18 protein-coding genes are annotated in these 16,300 nt (G+C 68.7%); 4 read left to right on the top strand and 14 right to left on the bottom strand.

Annotated elements, in window-relative coordinates:
• The 12 genes from gspE to N5C18_RS14850 form a co-directional block, all read right to left on the bottom strand.
• Positions 1 to 1,434: a type II secretion system ATPase GspE gene (gspE, locus tag N5C18_RS14795; protein ID WP_279944921.1), complete on the bottom strand. Its 1,434-nt coding sequence runs from the start codon at positions 1,432 to 1,434 to the stop codon at positions 1 to 3.
• On the bottom strand, positions 1,431 to 3,818 hold the full coding sequence (gene gspD, locus N5C18_RS14800) for a type II secretion system secretin GspD (protein ID WP_345782064.1): 2,388 nt from the start codon (positions 3,816 to 3,818) through the stop codon (positions 1,431 to 1,433). Before gspD ends, gspE begins: the two co-directional genes overlap by 4 nt.
• A complete protein-coding gene (gene gspM, locus N5C18_RS14805; protein WP_053508855.1) occupies positions 3,815 to 4,342 on the bottom strand; it encodes a type II secretion system protein GspM in 528 nt (175 codons plus the stop codon). The genes gspD and gspM overlap by 4 nt, the downstream gene beginning before the upstream one ends.
• On the bottom strand, positions 4,339 to 5,502 hold the full coding sequence (gene gspL / locus N5C18_RS14810; protein WP_053508857.1) for a type II secretion system protein GspL: 1,164 nt from the start codon (positions 5,500 to 5,502) through the stop codon (positions 4,339 to 4,341). Before gspL ends, gspM begins: the two co-directional genes overlap by 4 nt.
• Positions 5,499 to 6,404 (bottom strand): type II secretion system minor pseudopilin GspK, encoded by a 906-nt coding sequence (gene gspK / locus N5C18_RS14815; RefSeq protein ID WP_279944923.1) that lies wholly within the window; start codon positions 6,402 to 6,404, stop codon positions 5,499 to 5,501. Before gspK ends, gspL begins: the two co-directional genes overlap by 4 nt.
• Positions 6,405 to 6,413: 9 nt before the next feature.
• Complete coding sequence (gene gspG / locus N5C18_RS14820) at positions 6,414 to 6,851, bottom strand: type II secretion system major pseudopilin GspG (RefSeq protein ID WP_279944924.1); 438 nt, start codon at positions 6,849 to 6,851, stop codon at positions 6,414 to 6,416.
• 57 nt (positions 6,852 to 6,908) lie between these two features.
• Entirely contained in the window at positions 6,909 to 7,493 is a 585-nt protein-coding gene (locus tag N5C18_RS14825; RefSeq protein WP_279944925.1) for a hypothetical protein, read from the bottom strand.
• A gap of 119 nt (positions 7,494 to 7,612) precedes the next feature.
• Positions 7,613 to 8,164 carry a hypothetical protein gene (locus tag N5C18_RS14830; RefSeq protein ID WP_053508861.1) on the bottom strand — a complete coding sequence of 184 codons (552 nt, stop codon included), beginning with the start codon at positions 8,162 to 8,164 and terminating at the stop codon, positions 7,613 to 7,615.
• Positions 8,165 to 8,222: 58 nt separating this feature from the next.
• Entirely contained in the window at positions 8,223 to 9,203 is a 981-nt protein-coding gene (locus N5C18_RS14835; protein ID WP_279944926.1) for a DUF4880 domain-containing protein, read from the bottom strand.
• Positions 9,204 to 9,272: 69 nt separating this feature from the next.
• Entirely contained in the window at positions 9,273 to 9,803 is a 531-nt protein-coding gene (locus N5C18_RS14840; RefSeq protein ID WP_006449274.1) for a sigma-70 family RNA polymerase sigma factor, read from the bottom strand.
• 16 nt (positions 9,804 to 9,819) lie between these two features.
• Positions 9,820 to 10,500 (bottom strand): TonB C-terminal domain-containing protein, encoded by a 681-nt coding sequence (locus N5C18_RS14845; RefSeq protein ID WP_164087704.1) that lies wholly within the window; start codon positions 10,498 to 10,500, stop codon positions 9,820 to 9,822.
• Between the two features lie 496 nt (positions 10,501 to 10,996).
• Positions 10,997 to 11,461, bottom strand: a complete 465-nt coding sequence (locus N5C18_RS14850; RefSeq protein WP_008265929.1) for an Lrp/AsnC family transcriptional regulator — start codon at positions 11,459 to 11,461, stop codon at positions 10,997 to 10,999.
• Positions 11,462 to 11,587: 126 nt separating this feature from the next.
• On the opposite strand from N5C18_RS14850, the gene N5C18_RS14855 reads away from it, so the two are divergent.
• From N5C18_RS14855 to N5C18_RS14870, 4 genes are all read left to right on the top strand, one after another.
• Positions 11,588 to 12,322, top strand: coding sequence for an AzlC family ABC transporter permease (locus N5C18_RS14855; protein WP_053449927.1), 735 nt, complete (start codon positions 11,588 to 11,590; stop codon positions 12,320 to 12,322).
• Positions 12,319 to 12,633, top strand: a complete 315-nt coding sequence (locus N5C18_RS14860) for an AzlD family protein (protein WP_005409898.1) — start codon at positions 12,319 to 12,321, stop codon at positions 12,631 to 12,633. The genes N5C18_RS14855 and N5C18_RS14860 overlap by 4 nt, the downstream gene beginning before the upstream one ends.
• A 185-nt stretch (positions 12,634 to 12,818) precedes the next feature.
• Positions 12,819 to 13,247, top strand: coding sequence for a PAS sensor domain-containing protein (locus N5C18_RS14865; protein WP_053512135.1), 429 nt, complete (start codon positions 12,819 to 12,821; stop codon positions 13,245 to 13,247).
• Complete coding sequence (locus tag N5C18_RS14870; protein WP_279944927.1) at positions 13,244 to 14,773, top strand: sulfite reductase flavoprotein subunit alpha; 1,530 nt, start codon at positions 13,244 to 13,246, stop codon at positions 14,771 to 14,773. Before N5C18_RS14865 ends, N5C18_RS14870 begins: the two co-directional genes overlap by 4 nt.
• 182 nt (positions 14,774 to 14,955) lie before the next feature.
• On the opposite strand, the gene N5C18_RS14875 is transcribed toward N5C18_RS14870, so the two are convergent.
• Together N5C18_RS14875 and modB are read right to left on the bottom strand one after the other, a co-directional pair.
• Positions 14,956 to 15,624 (bottom strand): ATP-binding cassette domain-containing protein, encoded by a 669-nt coding sequence (locus tag N5C18_RS14875; RefSeq protein WP_279944928.1) that lies wholly within the window; start codon positions 15,622 to 15,624, stop codon positions 14,956 to 14,958.
• Entirely contained in the window at positions 15,614 to 16,297 is a 684-nt protein-coding gene (gene modB / locus N5C18_RS14880; protein ID WP_006449309.1) for a molybdate ABC transporter permease subunit, read from the bottom strand. The genes N5C18_RS14875 and modB overlap by 11 nt, the downstream gene beginning before the upstream one ends.
• Positions 16,298 to 16,300 lie beyond the last annotated feature (3 nt).

Consider the following 16,300-nt stretch of genomic DNA (forward strand, 5'->3'; position numbering starts at 1 on the left):
TCAGGCGTCGCCGGTAACGCGCAGGATCTCTTCCAGCGTAGTCACGCCACTGTCGACCCAGCGCTGGCCATCCTCGCGCAGGTTGCGCATGCCAGCACGCCGCGCCGCCTCCCGCAGCGCAGGCTCACCCTGCCCTTCGTGGATCAGGGCGCGCACGCGCTCATCGACCACGAACAGTTCATGGATACCGGTGCGCCCGCGATAGCCGCTGTTCGCGCACGCCGGGCAACCGACCGCGCGCCACACGGTACGGCCCTCGCCATCCACCTCTGCACGCCGGCACTGGGTGCACAGGCGCCGCACCAGCCGCTGCGCCAGTACGCCGCGCAGCGACGAGGCCAGCAGGAACGGCTCCACGCCCATGTCGGCCAAACGGGTCACCGCCGAGATCGCGTCGTTGGTGTGCAGCGAGGCCAGCACGCCATGGCCGGTCAGCGAGGACTGTACCGCGATCTGCGCGGTTTCCAGGTCGCGGATCTCGCCGATCATGATCGTATCCGGGTCCTGGCGCAGGATCGCGCGCAGTGCGGTGCCGAAACTCATGCCGATGCGCGCATTGACCTGGATCTGGCCGATACCGGCGAAGTCGTACTCCACCGGGTCTTCCACGGTCAGGATGTTGCTGGTGCTGCTGTCGAGCTGGCCCAGCGCCGCATACAGCGAGGTGGTCTTGCCACTGCCGGTCGGGCCGGTCACCAGCACGATGCCGTGCGGTTGCCGGATCAACCCGGTGAAGGTCGCCAGGGTGTCGTCGGCCATGCCGAGCCGCTGCAGCTGCAGGCGGCCGGCATCCTTTTCCAGCAGGCGCAGCACCGCGCGCTCGCCATGTCCGGTCGGCACCGTGGACACGCGGATGTCCAGCGGCCGGCCGCCGACACGGATCGCGATGCGGCCGTCCTGCGGCAGGCGCTTCTCGGCGATATCCAGGTGCGCCATGATCTTGATGCGCGACACCAGCGCCGCATGCAGTGCACGGCGTGGCTGGACCATGTCACGCAGGGTGCCGTCCACCCGGTAGCGCACCACCGAATGGGTCTCGAACGGTTCGATGTGCAGGTCGCTGGCGCCATCGCGTGCGGCCTGCGCCAGCAGTGCGTTGATCATGCGGATCACCGGCGCGTCGTCCTGCGCGTCCAGCAGATCGGTGACTTCCGGCATGTCCTGCATCAGGCGGTCCAGATCCACTTCACTTTCAGCGGCACCGACCACCGCTGCGGCATCGCCGCCGTCACGATACTGCTCACCCAACCGTTGCTGCCACGCTGCGGCTTCCAGTGCCTGGAACGGCAGCGGGCCGTGCCGGCGGCGCAGTTCGGCCACCGCCCAGGCGGCGGTTTCGGCAGTGCCCAGCAGTACCGGCTCACCGCCGGCCTCGGCCAGCATCACGCCATGGCTGCGCACCCAGGCATACGGCAGCGGCACGGTTACGCTCACGGGCCGATCACCAGTTCCGGCGTGTAGCCCAGCCCACGCAACTGCTGCAGCGCCGGGTCCAGCCTCGCCGGGTCGCGTGGCAGCCGCACCCGCAGGCGCTGTCCACTCCCGCCCGGCGTGGCCTCGGCATAGGCCTGCAATCCCAGTGCCCGCGCCTGCGCCACGCCCTGGTTGGCGCGTGCCACGTCCAGCCCCTGCGCGAACTGGACCAGCTGCGCGTCGCCTTCGCCAGCCGGATACAACGCCGCCAGGCTGCTGTTCTGCAACGGCTGGCCCTGGCCATCGCGCGCATTGCCCTGGCCCAGCACGGACAGATCCTGCGGCGGCAGCTGCGGCGCGGAAAGCGCGGGCAACGCCCAGCTCTGTGCCGGCTGCGCACCGGCCTGCGCGTTGCGCATGTAGTCGTAGCGGTCGCGGGTCAGACGCTGCCCGGCGGCCGGGTCGCGCACCACGTGCGGGCGCAGGAACACCATCAGGTTGGTCTTGGCGCGCTTGCGCGTATCGCTGCGGAACAGCGCCCCCAGCACCGGGATCTTTCCCAAGCCGGGCACCGCATCGCGACCATGGCTCACGCTGTCTTCGAGCAGCCCACCGAGCACCATGATCTGGCCGTCATCCAGCAGCACGCTGGTGTCCAGTGCACGCTTGTTGGTGATGATGCCGGCCGTGCTGGTCGCGCTCTGCGCGTCGATGCTGCTGACTTCCTGGTAGATGTCCAGCTTCACCGTGCCCCCCTCGGAAATCTGTGGACGCACGCGCAGCTTCAGGCCGACGTCCTCGCGCACGATTGTCTGGAACGGGTTGTTGCTGCCGCCCCCGCCGTCGGTCACGTAACGACCGCTGACGAACGGCACGGTTTGGCCGACCATGATGCTGGCCGCCTCGTTGTCCAGGGTCATCAGGTTGGGCGTGGACAGGATGTTGGCACCCCCCCGGCTCTGCAGCGCATTGGCCAGTGCCTTCATGTTGAGGATCTGGCCCACCCCCGGCAGGTTGATGGTGCCGTCGATGACACCGATCTTCAGGCCATCCTTGGGCAGCACGTCCAGAGTGGTGCGCGCGCCGGTGTTCAGCCCGCTGCCACCCGTGGTTCCCCCGAAGTGGGTGCCGCCGAAGGTGCGGCCATTGCCCAGCATCCATTGCACGCCCAGTTCGGCCGCGTCGGTCTGGTTGACCTCCACGATCAGGCTTTCCACCAGCACCTGCGCGCGGCGCTGGTCAAGCTGGTCGATCACCCGCCGCAGGTTGCGGTACACCGGCTCGGGCGCCGAGATCAGCAGTGTGTTGGTCGCCACGTCGGCCTGCACCGAGATGCCGTTCTGGCTGAAGCCGGTACTGCCGGCCTCGATCGGGTCGCGGCGGTTCGGATCAAGCCGCTGTGATTCGAGCGCATTGCCGCCGGCCTTTGCCTGTTGCGCCTGCGCCTGCGACGGTTGTGACGGCGTGCTGCGGCTGGCATCGCCGGGCAGCGGCGTGATGCCTTCGTTGCTGCCCATCGCCGGTGCATCGCTCTGCCCGGCCACCACGCCGCGCAGCACCCCGGCCAGCTGGTTGGCCTGGGCGTTGCGCAGATACACCACGTGCAGGTTGCCGGACTCGTCCTGGGCCTTGTCCAGCTTCTCCACCAGCTGCCGCGCCAGGCGCGTGCGACCGGGGCTGCTGGAGCGCAGCAGCACGCTGTTGCTGCGCGGATCGGCCATCACCACCACCTTCTGGCTCGGCTCGGCGCCTTGTGCATCCAGCAGCGGCGCCACCATCGCCGCTACGTCGACGGCGATGCCCTGCTGCAGCTTGACCACATCGGTGTCCATGCCAGCCGGCGTATCCACGCTGGCGATCACCCGCGCAATGCGCTCCAGGTTGTCGGCGTAGTCGGTGATCACCAGGGTGTTGTTGCCCGGGTTGGCCGTGATCGGGTTGTCCGGGCTGATCATCGGCCGCAGCACCGCCACCAGTGCGGCCGCGTTCTCGTAGCGCAGCGCGAAGGTCCGCGTGGTCACCTCGCCGCCGGCGCCACCCGCACCGACGCGTCCGCCGAGCAGCTTGGCGTCGGCCTGTGGCACCACCCGGCTCACACCGCCGCTCTCGACCACGGCGAAGCCACGCATGCGCAGCGCACCCAGCAGCAGCTGGTAGGCCTGGGTACGGCTGACCGGACCCTCGGAGACCACGGTCATCTTGCCGGTCACCCGCGGATCGACCAGGAACTGGCGGCCGGTGAAGCGCGCTGCCATGCGCAGCACGCCACCGATATCGGTATCCACCAGGTTCAACTGCACCGGTTCATCGCGGGCGTCCTGCGCCAGCACCACAGCCGGAACATGCGCCATGCCCACGATCAGGGCCAGCGCGCTGCTGCAGGCGAGACTGCGCATCGCTCTCATGAATGACCACCCGCAGCGGGTGCCATCACGATGTTTCCGGAAATCCGTGCCGCCGGCATGTTCGCATCCCCTGTACGTGTCAGTTGCAGCTGCTGCAGTTCGATGGCCGGATCAGCCAGCACCGGCAGCAGCCAGTTCCACAGCGCGTCGGCGGGCACGGCCTGCACCTGCAGGTGCCAGCGCCCGTCGCGTGCTTCGATATGCAGTCCTTCGGCGAGGCCGGCGGACCTGATCCGTTCGCGCAGCCCGGCCAGCGTCGGGCGTTGATCCCGGGCCTGCTGCTGGCGCTCGCGGGCGCGCAGCAGCGGCGCCAGTGCGGTGGCCTGTGCCTGCAGCCGCGGCAGCTCTGCCTGCCAATGCGCGCGCTGCTTCAGCAGCGGCTCCAGCCAGAACGAGCACAGGCCCGCCACCAGCAGCGCACCGATCATCACGCCCAGCATCAACCGGTCGCGAGGCGGCAGGCGCTGCCAGCGCTGCTGCAGGCCTGCCAGCCCCCCACCCCGGCGCAGGGTCGGTGTGGTCACCGGTCGCCCCCGCTCACGCGCAGGCGCCCATCGTTCGCGCGTGCCAGCTCCAGGCCCTGTGCCTGGGCTGCCTGCTGCCACTGCTGCAGCCGTTGTGCGTCGTCGGCCAGCGCCTGCGCATCTGCGTCCAGTTCAAGGTCCAGCTGGCCCGGTTGGTAACGCAGGCCGCGGACCTGGCCGCCCAGTTCCGGAATGGCCTGCAGCGTACTGGCCACCTGCCGCTGCACCGCCGGCAACGACGGCAGCGGCGCCGGTGCTGCCAGCGCCCGCCGCGCCTGCAGCACCGGGTCCACGACATCGGTGATCTCTGGGAAGCGCGCGCTGAACTGCCGCGCCATGTCCTGCTGCAGCGCCTCGCCTTCGCTGCGCCAACGCGAGACCTGCAGTTGCAGGCCCAGTGCCGCCAGCAGCACCGCGGCCAATGCCAGCCCGATCGCCAGCCGCGGCCGCTTCCGGGCCGCACTGGGCAGGGGCAGAGACCACCCTGGCAACGGTCCGCAGGCCTGCAGTTCGTGCGCGACCGGCGTGGCAGGCAGGCTTTCCGGCCACGTGGACGGCACGCTACCGATCCACTGCACGGCCTGTACGCCGGACTGCTGCAGCCGTGCCGCCAGCGCCTGCATCACCGCGCCCGCGTCACGCCCGCCGCACCACTGCACGCCGCCCCGGTCGTGCCCGCTGCGCACCAGCAGGTGCTCACCGCAGGCCCACAGCGTCGCTTCCCCGCTGTTCCACGGCAGCAGCAGCGGCGTCGGGTACAGTGCCCGCAGCCGCAGGCCGCACGCTTCCAGCAGCTGCTGTGCCTGCACCATCGCCTGCTGGCCCAGCCAGGCGACCGGCACGCTGCCGTCATCGGCCTGCGCGCCGTGCGCCAGGGCCACTTCCTGCAGGTCGTCCAGCAGCATCGCCTCAACTTCGCCCTGCAATGCAGCCTGCAGCCTGCGCCCGGTCAGCGGTGGCAGCTGCAGCTCCAGCAGAATCAGGTCGTGCGGATCGAGGCAGGCCAGCACCTCGGCCTGCGAATGGCGCTGGCCCAGTGCCATCAGCGTCCCGCGGCCATGCGCCTGCACGGCGCCCTTGTGCAGCAGCGCCCAATCGACCTCACTGTCGGTGCGCAGGCGTTCCAGGGGTGGCAGGCAGATCCTCAACTGCACGCTCATGCACCGATCCTCGTCCACACGCGTTGCACGCGCACACCGTCATCGCGGTACTCACGCCAGATCAGCGCCCGGAAGTCGACCGCCTGGCCGTCGGCCTGTACCTGGCCGACGGCGAGAAACCACTCACTATGAATGCCAAGGGGCACCAGGGCCATCTGTGCGCTGCTCAGTTGGAGTCGATTGGCAATGTCACCGCGATTGAGCAGCCAGTGGCCGCCGTCCCGCTCCCCGAGCAGCGCCTGCAGGCGCCCCCGTTCGACCTCGGGCGTGACCGCCTGCAGCACGCTGAGATCGCAGGTGTTGGCATTGACCAGGGTCTGCGCCGGCAGCACCACGGTGCGCCGTGCCAGCGCCTGCACGGCCAGCGGATCCGACCCCGCAAAGGCCTGCTCGATCAATGATTCGCGCGGCAGGGGCGCCTGCGCCTGGATGTCGCCATCGCGCAGGCGCGCCTGTATGTGCTCGGCCGCAGAGGCGCAGGCGCCCTGCCCCAGCCCCTGCCCGGCGCACAGGGCGATGAACGCGTGCCGTGCGTCCGGGTCCGGCCTGCCGTGTGCCAGCAGATTGCGCAGGTTGAACATCGACTGCGCATCGACCAGTTGCAGCTGTACCGGAAGCGGCACCTGCGATTGCAGCGGCCGCGCCCAGCGCCCGTCGCGCACCGTCGTCACCTGCTCGCGCGCGTCTTCACGCAACTGCTGTGCCGCGCGCTCCAGCGAGGCGTCCACGGTCATGCGCACCTGCGCGCGCAGCTGGTCGCCGCGCAGCATGCGCAGCTGCGCCGACTGCCGGGTCAGCAGCGCGGTGGCGATCACCGCCACCAGCGCCACCACCAGCATCGCCACGATCACCGCCATGCCACGCTGGCCGGCGCACGACACCGAACGCATCCGGGTTGCCATCGGCGGGCCTCACAGCTGCCAGGAGCCGATGTCCGCATTGCCGGCCTCGCCGCCCGGCGTGCTGTCCGCGCCCAGCGAGAACACATCGATGTCGCCGTGGGTGCCGGGAATCTGGTACTGGTAGGGATGGCCCCACGGGTCATTCGGCAGGCGGTCCAGATAGGGCGTCACCGGCATTGCACCGCCGCCCTGCGGTGGTGTCACCAGTGCCTTCAGCCCCTGCTCGGCAGTGGGGTAGCGTCCGTTGTCCAGCTTGAACAGCTTCAATGCCTGCATCAACGCAGCGATATCCTGCCGCGCCGCCACCACGCGCGCCTGGTCGGGGCGATCCATCAAGCGTGGCACGATCAACGCAGCGAGGATGCCGATGATCACCACCACCACCATGATCTCGATCAGGCTGAAACCCTGCTGCCGAGCCCAGCGACCACGAACCTGCCTTGCCATTGTTCCGCCCCCGTCATCCTGGAAGAGACCGCTGCGCCATGGTCAGCGGTGCATGTGTCAGTACGATAAACATCCGCCTGCTATTCGCAGTGCCTGCGCCTGCTGTGGCATTGCGCGCATTGCAGGCACGCACGCGGCTTCCAGCAGTGGCGCAGGCACTTCGCCCAGCGTGTCTTCGATACAGGCACGCAGCAGCGGCTGCGCGCACGCCTGCAGCAGCCGCACGCACTGCATCGGCGTCCATGCCGTGCCGTGACCGAGGCCGACGAACAACCGATAGGCCTGGTGATAGCGCAGGTCATCGAACACCCGCTGCGCGCTGTTCAGATCGCGCATCACCACCAGCAACGCGGCGCGTTGCAGCGCGCGCGTATCGCCCGCATCGAACGGCAGCAGGTTCATGACAGTCTCGGGCCAGGGCCGCAACTGCGCATCAAGCACCCTGCGCAGGGCCAACAACGGATGCGCGCTGCTGTCCTGGGCTGCCCAACGCGCAGCATCCGCCCACGCATCGCTGGACAGCACCCATACCCACGAGCGTCCATAGCGTTGCACGTTCATCGGCGCATGCCGTGCCTGCTCCAGCGACTGGCTCAGGTGCCGGTCCAGTTCCAGCATGGTGACACTGCGACTGTCTGCCATCGGCATCACCTGCGCTCTGCGACGCGTGATGCGCCGTACTCAGGGAAGACGTCGGCAGGGCGGATGAAGCGACAGCGCGAATGCCTCTCTGTGCGCTGCGTAGCGCTTCCTCATCGGCGTCATCGCAGCGTCATCCGCCTGCAGGCTTCGCGCTCCAGGCGCGGCGCGTCGCCGCCACAGCGGCGCGCCAGCACGGCCACCTCACTGCGTTGCGCGAAGGCCGTCAGCGCATCGGTCATCGCCACGTCATCCAGCCATGACGCCATCGCAACACGCAACGGCGAAAGCTGCCAGCCCTCCATCACCCCGTGGCCGCCAGCGACGAACCAGTGCCACAGCCGATGGTGCTGCACCTGGTCGTGCAGCTGCGCCAGCTCATCGATTGCGTACATGCCCATCAGCAGCAGCGCCCTTGCCATCGCCGCGGGCGCCAGCGCACCCGCCTCTGGCAGCGGAAGTACCTGCTGCTGCAGGCGCAGCAGCATCGCCAACGGATGCGATTGCGGATCGAACTCCAGCAGCACCGCCTGCTGCTGCCATTGCGCTTCGGAGACCACGCACACCCACGGTGATCCATAGCGATGCACCATCAACGGTCGTCGTTGCGTGGTCTCCAGCAACGCCGACAGATTGCGACGCAGATCCAGCACACCGATGGTCTCGTTGCGCACCCCAGGCCTCTCCTTGCTTGCAATGGCCCTGCGTGAGGCGCGGGGCCAGCGTCATCATCTAACCAAGGACGGCGATGCCACCCGGAAAGCGACGCAGATCCAGCGACATCGACTGTCGCAGCTGATCAAGGGCCGCGTCCGGATCATCGATGCGGAAGCGGCCGCTGACCGGCGCACGCGCCAACGCCGATTCACCCAGCACGATCCTGCCGCGGCGGTAGCGGTTGATCTCGTCCACCACCTCACGCAGCGGCGCGCGGCGGAATACCAGCATGCCCTCGGTCCAGGCGCTTACCTCCGCGGCCACCGCCTCGGCCACCACGCCACTGAGGCGCTCGTCGTAGCGGGTCTGCTGCCCCGCCTGCAGCTGCAGGCGGCCCTGCGGATGCTCGATGCGGGCGCTGCCGTGCAGGCAGGTGACCCGCACCTGGCCGTGGGTGTTGCGCACGTCCAGGCGCACCGCACCTTCGTCGGCAATCACGCAGCCTGGCCCGGCAAACAACGCCAGGCGCAGGCCGGCCCGGGTTTCGATCGCGGCCTGGCCCTGCACCAGTTCAAAGCCCTCGCCATCGGCGGCGGCGCGACGGCGCAGGCTGCTCTGCGTATCCAGATCGATCTTCAGCTGCGGCACCGGCGTGATCTGCAGGCGCTCGCCGGTGCCGGTGTGGAAATCGGCGGCCATTGCCGTGACCGGCGGCCACAGGCCCAGCGGCGGGCGGATCGCGGCGACCACCACCAGGCTGGCCGGCGCGGCAATGGCAGCGCCAAGGAAGGCACGCCGGCTCCATCGCTGTGCACGGCCCGGTGCGACCGGCTGGCGTGCCGCGGCCGGCAGCTGTTCGCCCGCCAGCCGCACCTGGTCCCACTGCCGGCGTGCACGGCCGAAGGCCTCTCGATGGCGGGGATCGGCGTCGCACCACGCGCGGAACCTGCGCCCATCGGCGGCGGTGGCCTCGCCCGAGGTCAGCCGCACCACCCACGCATGCGCCTGACGCTCGACGGCATCCAGCGGGCGTTGCGGGCGATCGTCAGCGTCCATGGGGGCTCATGCCGGACCCGCACGCTGCGGGGTTCTGCTCGGCGTCAAAGTGTAGACGGATGCCGGCGCTCAGAACCGCACCTGGCGCCCCTGCCCGCTGCGCTCGGCCAGGTAGTCCTGGGCCGCCTTCAGTTCGCGCTGCACCAATCGCAGCGACACGCCCAGGTGCTCGGCCACGTCCCGCTGCTGCAGGCCATCGACGCGGATGGCCAGCAGGATGCGGCGGCGGCGCTCGGGCATGCGCTGCAGCAGGGCGACCATGTCCTGCAACGCGAAGTCCAGTTCCGCGGCCTGCGCCGGGCCCGGCGCCGGATCGGCCAGGTCCATCAGCGCATCCACCTCATCCAGGCTCAGCAGTCGATGGTCGGCACGTTGGCGGTCGATCACGGTGTTCATCGCCATGCGCAGCAGGTAGGCCGCCGGGTTCTGCACCGCGTCCAGCCGATCGCGGCGGGCGCTCAGGCGCATCCAGGTATCCTGCAGCGCGTCGCCTGCCAGCTCCTCCGAGCCCAGCTTGCGCACCAGGCGCCGCTTCAGCTCGTCGTAGGCCCCCAGAAGGTGGTCCATCAGGTCAACTGCCCCAGCCGTACCGTTGCTCATGTTCGAATCCTTGAAGTCATGGAAGGGGCGAGCGCCGGCCACAGTCGTGGTCGATGCCGGAAGGTCGGATCTGCAGCGTCACCGGCTGCGGCAGCGCGGCGGCATCGGGCGCCAGCACCAGCTGCGCCAGCGCCTGCAGCAGGCGTGCGTCGCGGCCTGCATTGCCACTGCCGGATACCATCTCGGGCGCGTGCACCTGGCCGTCGCTGTCAATGCGGAAGCGCAGCGTTGCTGCATAGCGGCCCGGCGCGATGCCCGGGTCGTCACAGAACGCCTCGCGCAGGCGCTGCTGCACATCGCCATAGCGACGGCGCCGCTCGGCGTCAGCAGGTTCGCTGCCGCTCGTCATTTCATTCGCGGATTGCGCGCCCCGGCGCAGCACCACGCGCTGCTCGCCGATCACCTCGGCCTCGATGCCGGTGTCCTGCAGCAGCGCCTGCAGCGCAGGCAACGGCGGCAGGCTGGCACGCAGCGCATGGCTGCTGCGCCCAGCGGCAAGGTCACCCGGATACATCACCGACCACCCGCTGATGACACTGAATCGCTCGACGGCCAGCTCCAGCGGCTGCGCCGGGATGTCGTAGGCATGAACACCGTCCTGTGCGGCGGCCGCGAAGGACAACAGCAGCCATGCGGCGATGGCCACCCTCCAAGTTCTGACCGCATGGTGTCCATTCAGCCCCCTGACGTAGAACACATGACCCTCGGCAGCGACAGCAGCTGCAGTGCACGCGCGGCACGACCGGAACCCCGGCCCGCGCGACCAGCAAGCGGGTTCAAACCGTACCGGCACCACATGTCATTGCGATGACCAGCGCCCACGGCCGAGGGCGAGCCCGGCTGCGCGGAGTCCGCTGTGAAGCAACGGCATCCGGCCCCATGCCGACCAAAGCGTGTCGACCAAGGTCGACACCCACCAAGAGCAGCTGAGGTCGACACTTGCCAAGAGCAGCTCGTGCCGTTCCGGCACCTCGCGGGGAACTGTCGAAGGCGGGGTGGGTCCGGTTGCAGGGGTGTCCGCGGCATGGATGCCGCGGCCAAGCCCCCAAGGACGGGTTCACGGCGTCCCCTACAACCGGACCCACCCCGCCAACACACGGAATGCCCGCTGCTGTTGCTGTTGCTGCTGGGGTTGCCGGCCAGCGGCCGGCACGACCGCGGGTGCCGGGTGCAACCCGGCCAGCCCCCAGCCCTCAAAGCGGCAGGCGGGTGGTCTGCTTGATCCGCTGCATCGGAATCTCGGTCTTGGTGTTCTGCACCCCGGCAATCCGGTTCAGGTGCTGCATCTGGAATTGCCGGTAGGCATCAAGGTCGGCCACCGCCACCCGCAGCAGGAAATCGCAGTCACCGGCCATCAGATGGCATTCAAGCACTTCCGGGAAAGACTTGATGCTGTTGATGAAGTGATTGGTGGTGTCCTCGTCCTGCCCGCGCAGCCACACCCGCACGAACACGGTGAACCCCCGCCCGACCTTGGCCTCGTTCAGCAGCGCCACGTAGCGGTCGATGTAACCGCCTTCCTCCAGCAGCCGCACCCGGCGCAGGCAGGCCGATGGCGACAGGCCCACCTGACGGGCCAGCTCCAGGTTCTGCAGGCGTCCGTCCCCTTGCAGGGCGTCGAGGATGCGCCGATCAAGATTGTCGAGCTGGTACTGCATGAAATTCCACCCGTCTCGGCTATGGCCGCAGGAAATTCCAATCTTCCTTAATTCAATGGCATCAACGCAACCCGATTTCGTGATTGGACCGCTAGGATGGGCCACCCCACTCAGTTGTGTCGTTCCATGGACGCCCGTACCACCCTCCCCCTGCCTGACGCCGCCTGCGACACCGCCCCGCGTGCCGAATTCCTGCGCGGCCTGCGCGCCGCCGTGCCGGTGATGATCGGCTTCATTCCCTTCGCCCTGGTGCTCGGCGCCCAGGCCGCACAGAAGGGCCTGACCGCCCTTGAAGTACCACTGATGACCGGCCTCAACTTTGCCGGCGGCTCGGAATTCGCCGCGGTCGAGCTGTGGACCTCGCCGCCGCATATCGCGCTGATCGTCGCGATCACCGCGCTGGTCAACAGCCGCCACCTGCTGATGGGTGCCAGCCTGGCACCGCTGTTGCAGCACCTTCCGCGCCGCCGGGTGCTGCCTGCGCTGTTCTTCATGTGCGACGAGAGCTGGGCGATGGGCGTGGCCGACGCACGCCGCCGCGCCCTCGGCTTCAGCCTGGCCTACTACCTGGGCGTCTCGGCCGGCCTGTACACGGTCTGGGTGGCCTGCACCGCGCTGGGCGCGATCGTCGGCCCGATGCTGGGCGACATCCACGCCTACGGCTTCGACATGGCGTTCCCCGCCGTGTTCCTGGTGCTGCTGCGGGGCATGTGGCAAGGCATGAAGGCCGCGCGGCCCTGGCTGGTGAGCCTGGTGGTGGCCGCCACCACCTACCTGCTGGTGCCAGGTGCCTGGTACGTCGCCAGTGGTGCGCTGGCCGGTCTGGCGGCGGCCTGGCTGCTGGCGGAGGACGCGCCATGATCTTCAATGGCTTGATCCACTGGACCTCAGTGCTGACCATCGTGCTGATGGCGGCCGCCACCTACCTCACCCGCATCGTCGGATTCCTGGCGCTGCGCAACCGTACGCTGAGCAAGCGCGCGGTAACAGTGATGGAAGCCGCACCCGGCTGCGTGCTGATCTCGGTGATCGCACCGGACTTCGTCGCCGACAAGCCGGCCGATCTGGCGGCGCTGGCGATCACCCTGCTGGCCGCCACGCGCCTGTCGATGCTGCCGACGGTGCTGATCGGCGTGGTCTCGGCGGGAGTACTGCGCTACCTGATGGGCTGACGCGCCCGCCCTTCCTGGGTAGAGCCGAGCCCTTGCTCGGCTCCACAGGAAACTCCCTGCGACACCCGGTCGCAGCCGATCCCGTCCGTCACTTGACCAATATCAAATCGCCCGCCGCCGCGCGGGCGTATTCCTATGCAGGACCCGAACACGCCGGCGTTTCCGGCATCCACAAGGACCCTGCGATGAGCTACACCCCCGACAACGCCCAGCTGCTGAACGCCCTGCAGAACGTCATGGTGATCTCCACCACCGACCTGCAGGGCAACATCACCTATGCCAACGACCTGTTCTGCACGCTCACCGGCTTTGCCCGTGAAGAGCTGATCGGCCAGCCGCACAGCATCGTGCGCCATCCGGACGTGCCCAAGGCGGTCTACAAGGACATGTGGGACACGATCAAGGCCGGCAAGACCTGGACCGGCATCGTCCCCAACCTGGGCAAGGGCGGCGTGCTCTATGTGGTCGACACCACCGTGCAGCCGCTGTTTGACGCCGAAGGCAACATCACCTCGTACATCAGCATCCGCCGCGTGGTGAACGACCTGATGCAGAACTACGACCTGGTCGAGTTCAGCAAGGAAAAGTTCGACGACTTCTACGAGGCCGCGTGAACGCGCTGCCGACCAGCACCGCCATCAGCCGCCTGCTGGTGGGCTTCGCGTCCGAGTCAGGCAATGCCCGCGCCCTGGCCCAGCGCCTGGGCGCGGACCTGCAGCCGCACGCGCCGCAGGTACTCGCATTCAACGACATCGACGTCGCCAGCCTCGGCCACGGTGACGTGCTGCTGGCGATTTCCAGCTCGTTCGGTGACGGAGAACCGCCGGCCAATGGCGAGCAGTTCTTCGAAACACTGCGCCAGACCCCGACGCTGAGCGGCCTGCGCTATGCGGTATTCGGGCTTGGCGATACCGGCTACCCGCGCTTCTGTGGCTTCACCAAGGCGCTGGATGCCGCGCTGAGCGAGCGCCAGGCGCAACCGCTGCTGCACCGCGTGGATGCCGATCTCGGCTACGAGCAGTTCTTCCAGCAATGGCAGCCGGTGCTCGGCCAGGTGCTGGACGGAAACCCCGCCGCCGGCCACGACCTGCGCCTGCAGGTGACCGCCTATGGCGAAGACAACGCCTTTGCCGCGGGCATCGTTGAACGCCGCCGCTTGAACAGCAGCGATCCCGCGGCCTGGCACCTGCAGCTGGACATTGCCGGCAGCGGCATGGCCTACCGGGCCGGCGACACCCTGCACGTGGTGCCGGAGAACGACCCGGCCCTGCTGCAGGCATTGGCCGCCTGGTACGGCGACGCCGCCGCCGTGGCCACCCTGCACGACCGCGAGCTGCGCCTGCTGGGCAAGAACGTGCTGCGCGAACTGGCCCGGCTCGGTGGCAGCGAAACCTTGAAGGGCCTGCTGAAGGTCAGCCAGAAGCGCGAACTGGAGGCGTACCTGCACGGCCTGGACCTGCTGGATGTGCTGCAGGATCACGCCACCCCGGACAGTGTTCCGCCGGCGCGCCTGCGCGAGCTGCTGTCACCGCGCCTGCCGCGGGCCTATTCGATTGCCTCGCACCCGTGCGACGACCAGCTCAGCCTCTGCGTGCGCGAAGTGCGCTACACCCTGCGTGGCCGCGAGCGCTTTGGCACCGCCACCGGCAGCCTGCTGCATGGCGGCGACCACGCCCGTGTGTACTGCCGCTCCAATCCGGGCTTCCATCTGCCCGATAGCAGCGAAGCACCGCTGTTGCTGGTCGGCACCGGTACCGGCATCGCGCCGTTGATGGGCCTGATGCAGGAACTGCAGGCGACCTCCTGCGAACGTGAAGTGCACCTGGTGTTCGGCGAGAAGCATCGCGAACACGATTACCTCTATCGCGAACACCTGCAGGACTGGCACGCGCGCGGCGCGCTGGCTGGCCTGCATACCGCGTTCTCACGCGATGGGGCCGACAAGGTCTATGTGCAGCATGTGCTGCTGCAGCGTGCCAGCGAGGTACGCGATGTGCTGGCCCGTGGCGGGCATCTGTACCTGTGCGGCAACAAGCGCCACCTGGAAGGCGCGATACGCGACGCCATCGATGCCATCGCTGGCGAAGGGCACTGGGACGCAATGCGCGGCGAAGGCCGCACGCACTGCGAACTGTATTGATCCGTCCGTCGGGTAGAGCCGGCCGCTGGCCGGCTGCTCCAGATTTCGTGGTTGCCGGCCAGCGGCCGGCACTACCATCAGAGGTGACCAACCATCGCCTGTGCATCACGGTAGCGGCGGCCGCTGGCCGGCTGCGCCGGATTCCGTGGTTGCCGGCCAGCGCCCGGCACTACCATCACGGGTCAACTGCCGACGATGCGGCCGTCCACCACGCGGGCCACCTGCTGGCCGAACACGGCCACGTCCTGCGGGTCGTGGCTGATCAGCAGCAACGGGATGCCGGTCTTGTCCAGCACCGTTTCCAGTTCCTGGCGCAGATGCTGGCGCAGGTCGTGGTCCAGCGCGGAAAACGGTTCGTCCAGCAGCAACGCCTGCGGCTGGGTCACCAGGGCGCGCGCCAGGGCGGTGCGCTGGCGCTGGCCACCGGATATCTGCGATGGCAGCAGATCGCCCACCGTGTCGATGCGGAAAGCATGCAACCACTGCTCCACCGCATCGAAGCGCTGGCTGCTGCGTGGATTCAACCAGCCCTTCTGCAGCCCGAACGCCACGTTCTGGCGCACGCTCAGGTGCGGGAACAGCGCATAGTCCTGGAACACGTAGCCCAGCCGGCGACGCTGCGGCGGCAGGTCCACGCCAGTTGCCGCATCGAACAGGGTCTGTCCCTGCAGGCGCACATGGCCCTCGCCGGGCCGCAGCAGCCCGGCCACCGCCTTCAATGTCAGGCTCTTGCCCGCGCCCGAGGGCCCGAACAGCACCACCTGCCGCTGCGTGCACTGCAGCGACACGTCCAACACGAAATCCTGTCCGGCCGCCTGCAGGCGCCGTTGCACCTGCAGGTCAAGCCACATCACGCAGCTCCCGACGGCGCCCACCGACCAGCCGCGCGGCCAGCAGCAGGATCACGATGCACACCACCGAGGTCAGGATCACCAGCGCATTGGCCTTGCCATCCTGCCCGGCCTGTACCGCTTCGTAGATGGCGATCGACAGCGTCTGCGTGCGGCCCGGAATGCTGCCGGCCACCATCAGCGTTGCGCCGAACTCGCCCATCGCGCGCGCGAAGGCCAGCAGCAGGCCGGCAAGAATGCCGCGCCAGGCCAACGGCAGCGTGACCCGGAAGAACACCGCCGCTTCGGACACGCCGAGCGTGCGCGCGGCCTGCTCCAGCTGCCCGTCAACACCCTCGAACGCCGCGCGTGCCGGCTTGAACACCAGCGGCAGCGAGGCCACCGCTGCCGCGATCACCGCGGCCTGCCAGGTGAACACCAGGTTGATGCCGAACCAAGACTGCAGCCACGCGCCGATCGGGCCATTGCGTCCGATCAGCACCAGCAGGTAGTAGCCCAGTACCGTCGGTGGCAGCACCATCGGCAGGGTCAGCAGTGAATCCAGCAGCTCACGGCCCGGAAAGCGCCGTCGCGCCAGCAACGCGCCCAGCGCCACGCCCAGCACCAGATTGATCGCGGTGGCCCAACCGGCCACCTTCAGCGACAACCCCAGTGCGCTCCAGTCGAGATCCATGCC

The organism is Stenotrophomonas sp. GD03930 (genome assembly GCF_029839665.1).
In the GTDB taxonomy this organism is placed as follows: domain Bacteria; phylum Pseudomonadota; class Gammaproteobacteria; order Xanthomonadales; family Xanthomonadaceae; genus Stenotrophomonas; species Stenotrophomonas forensis.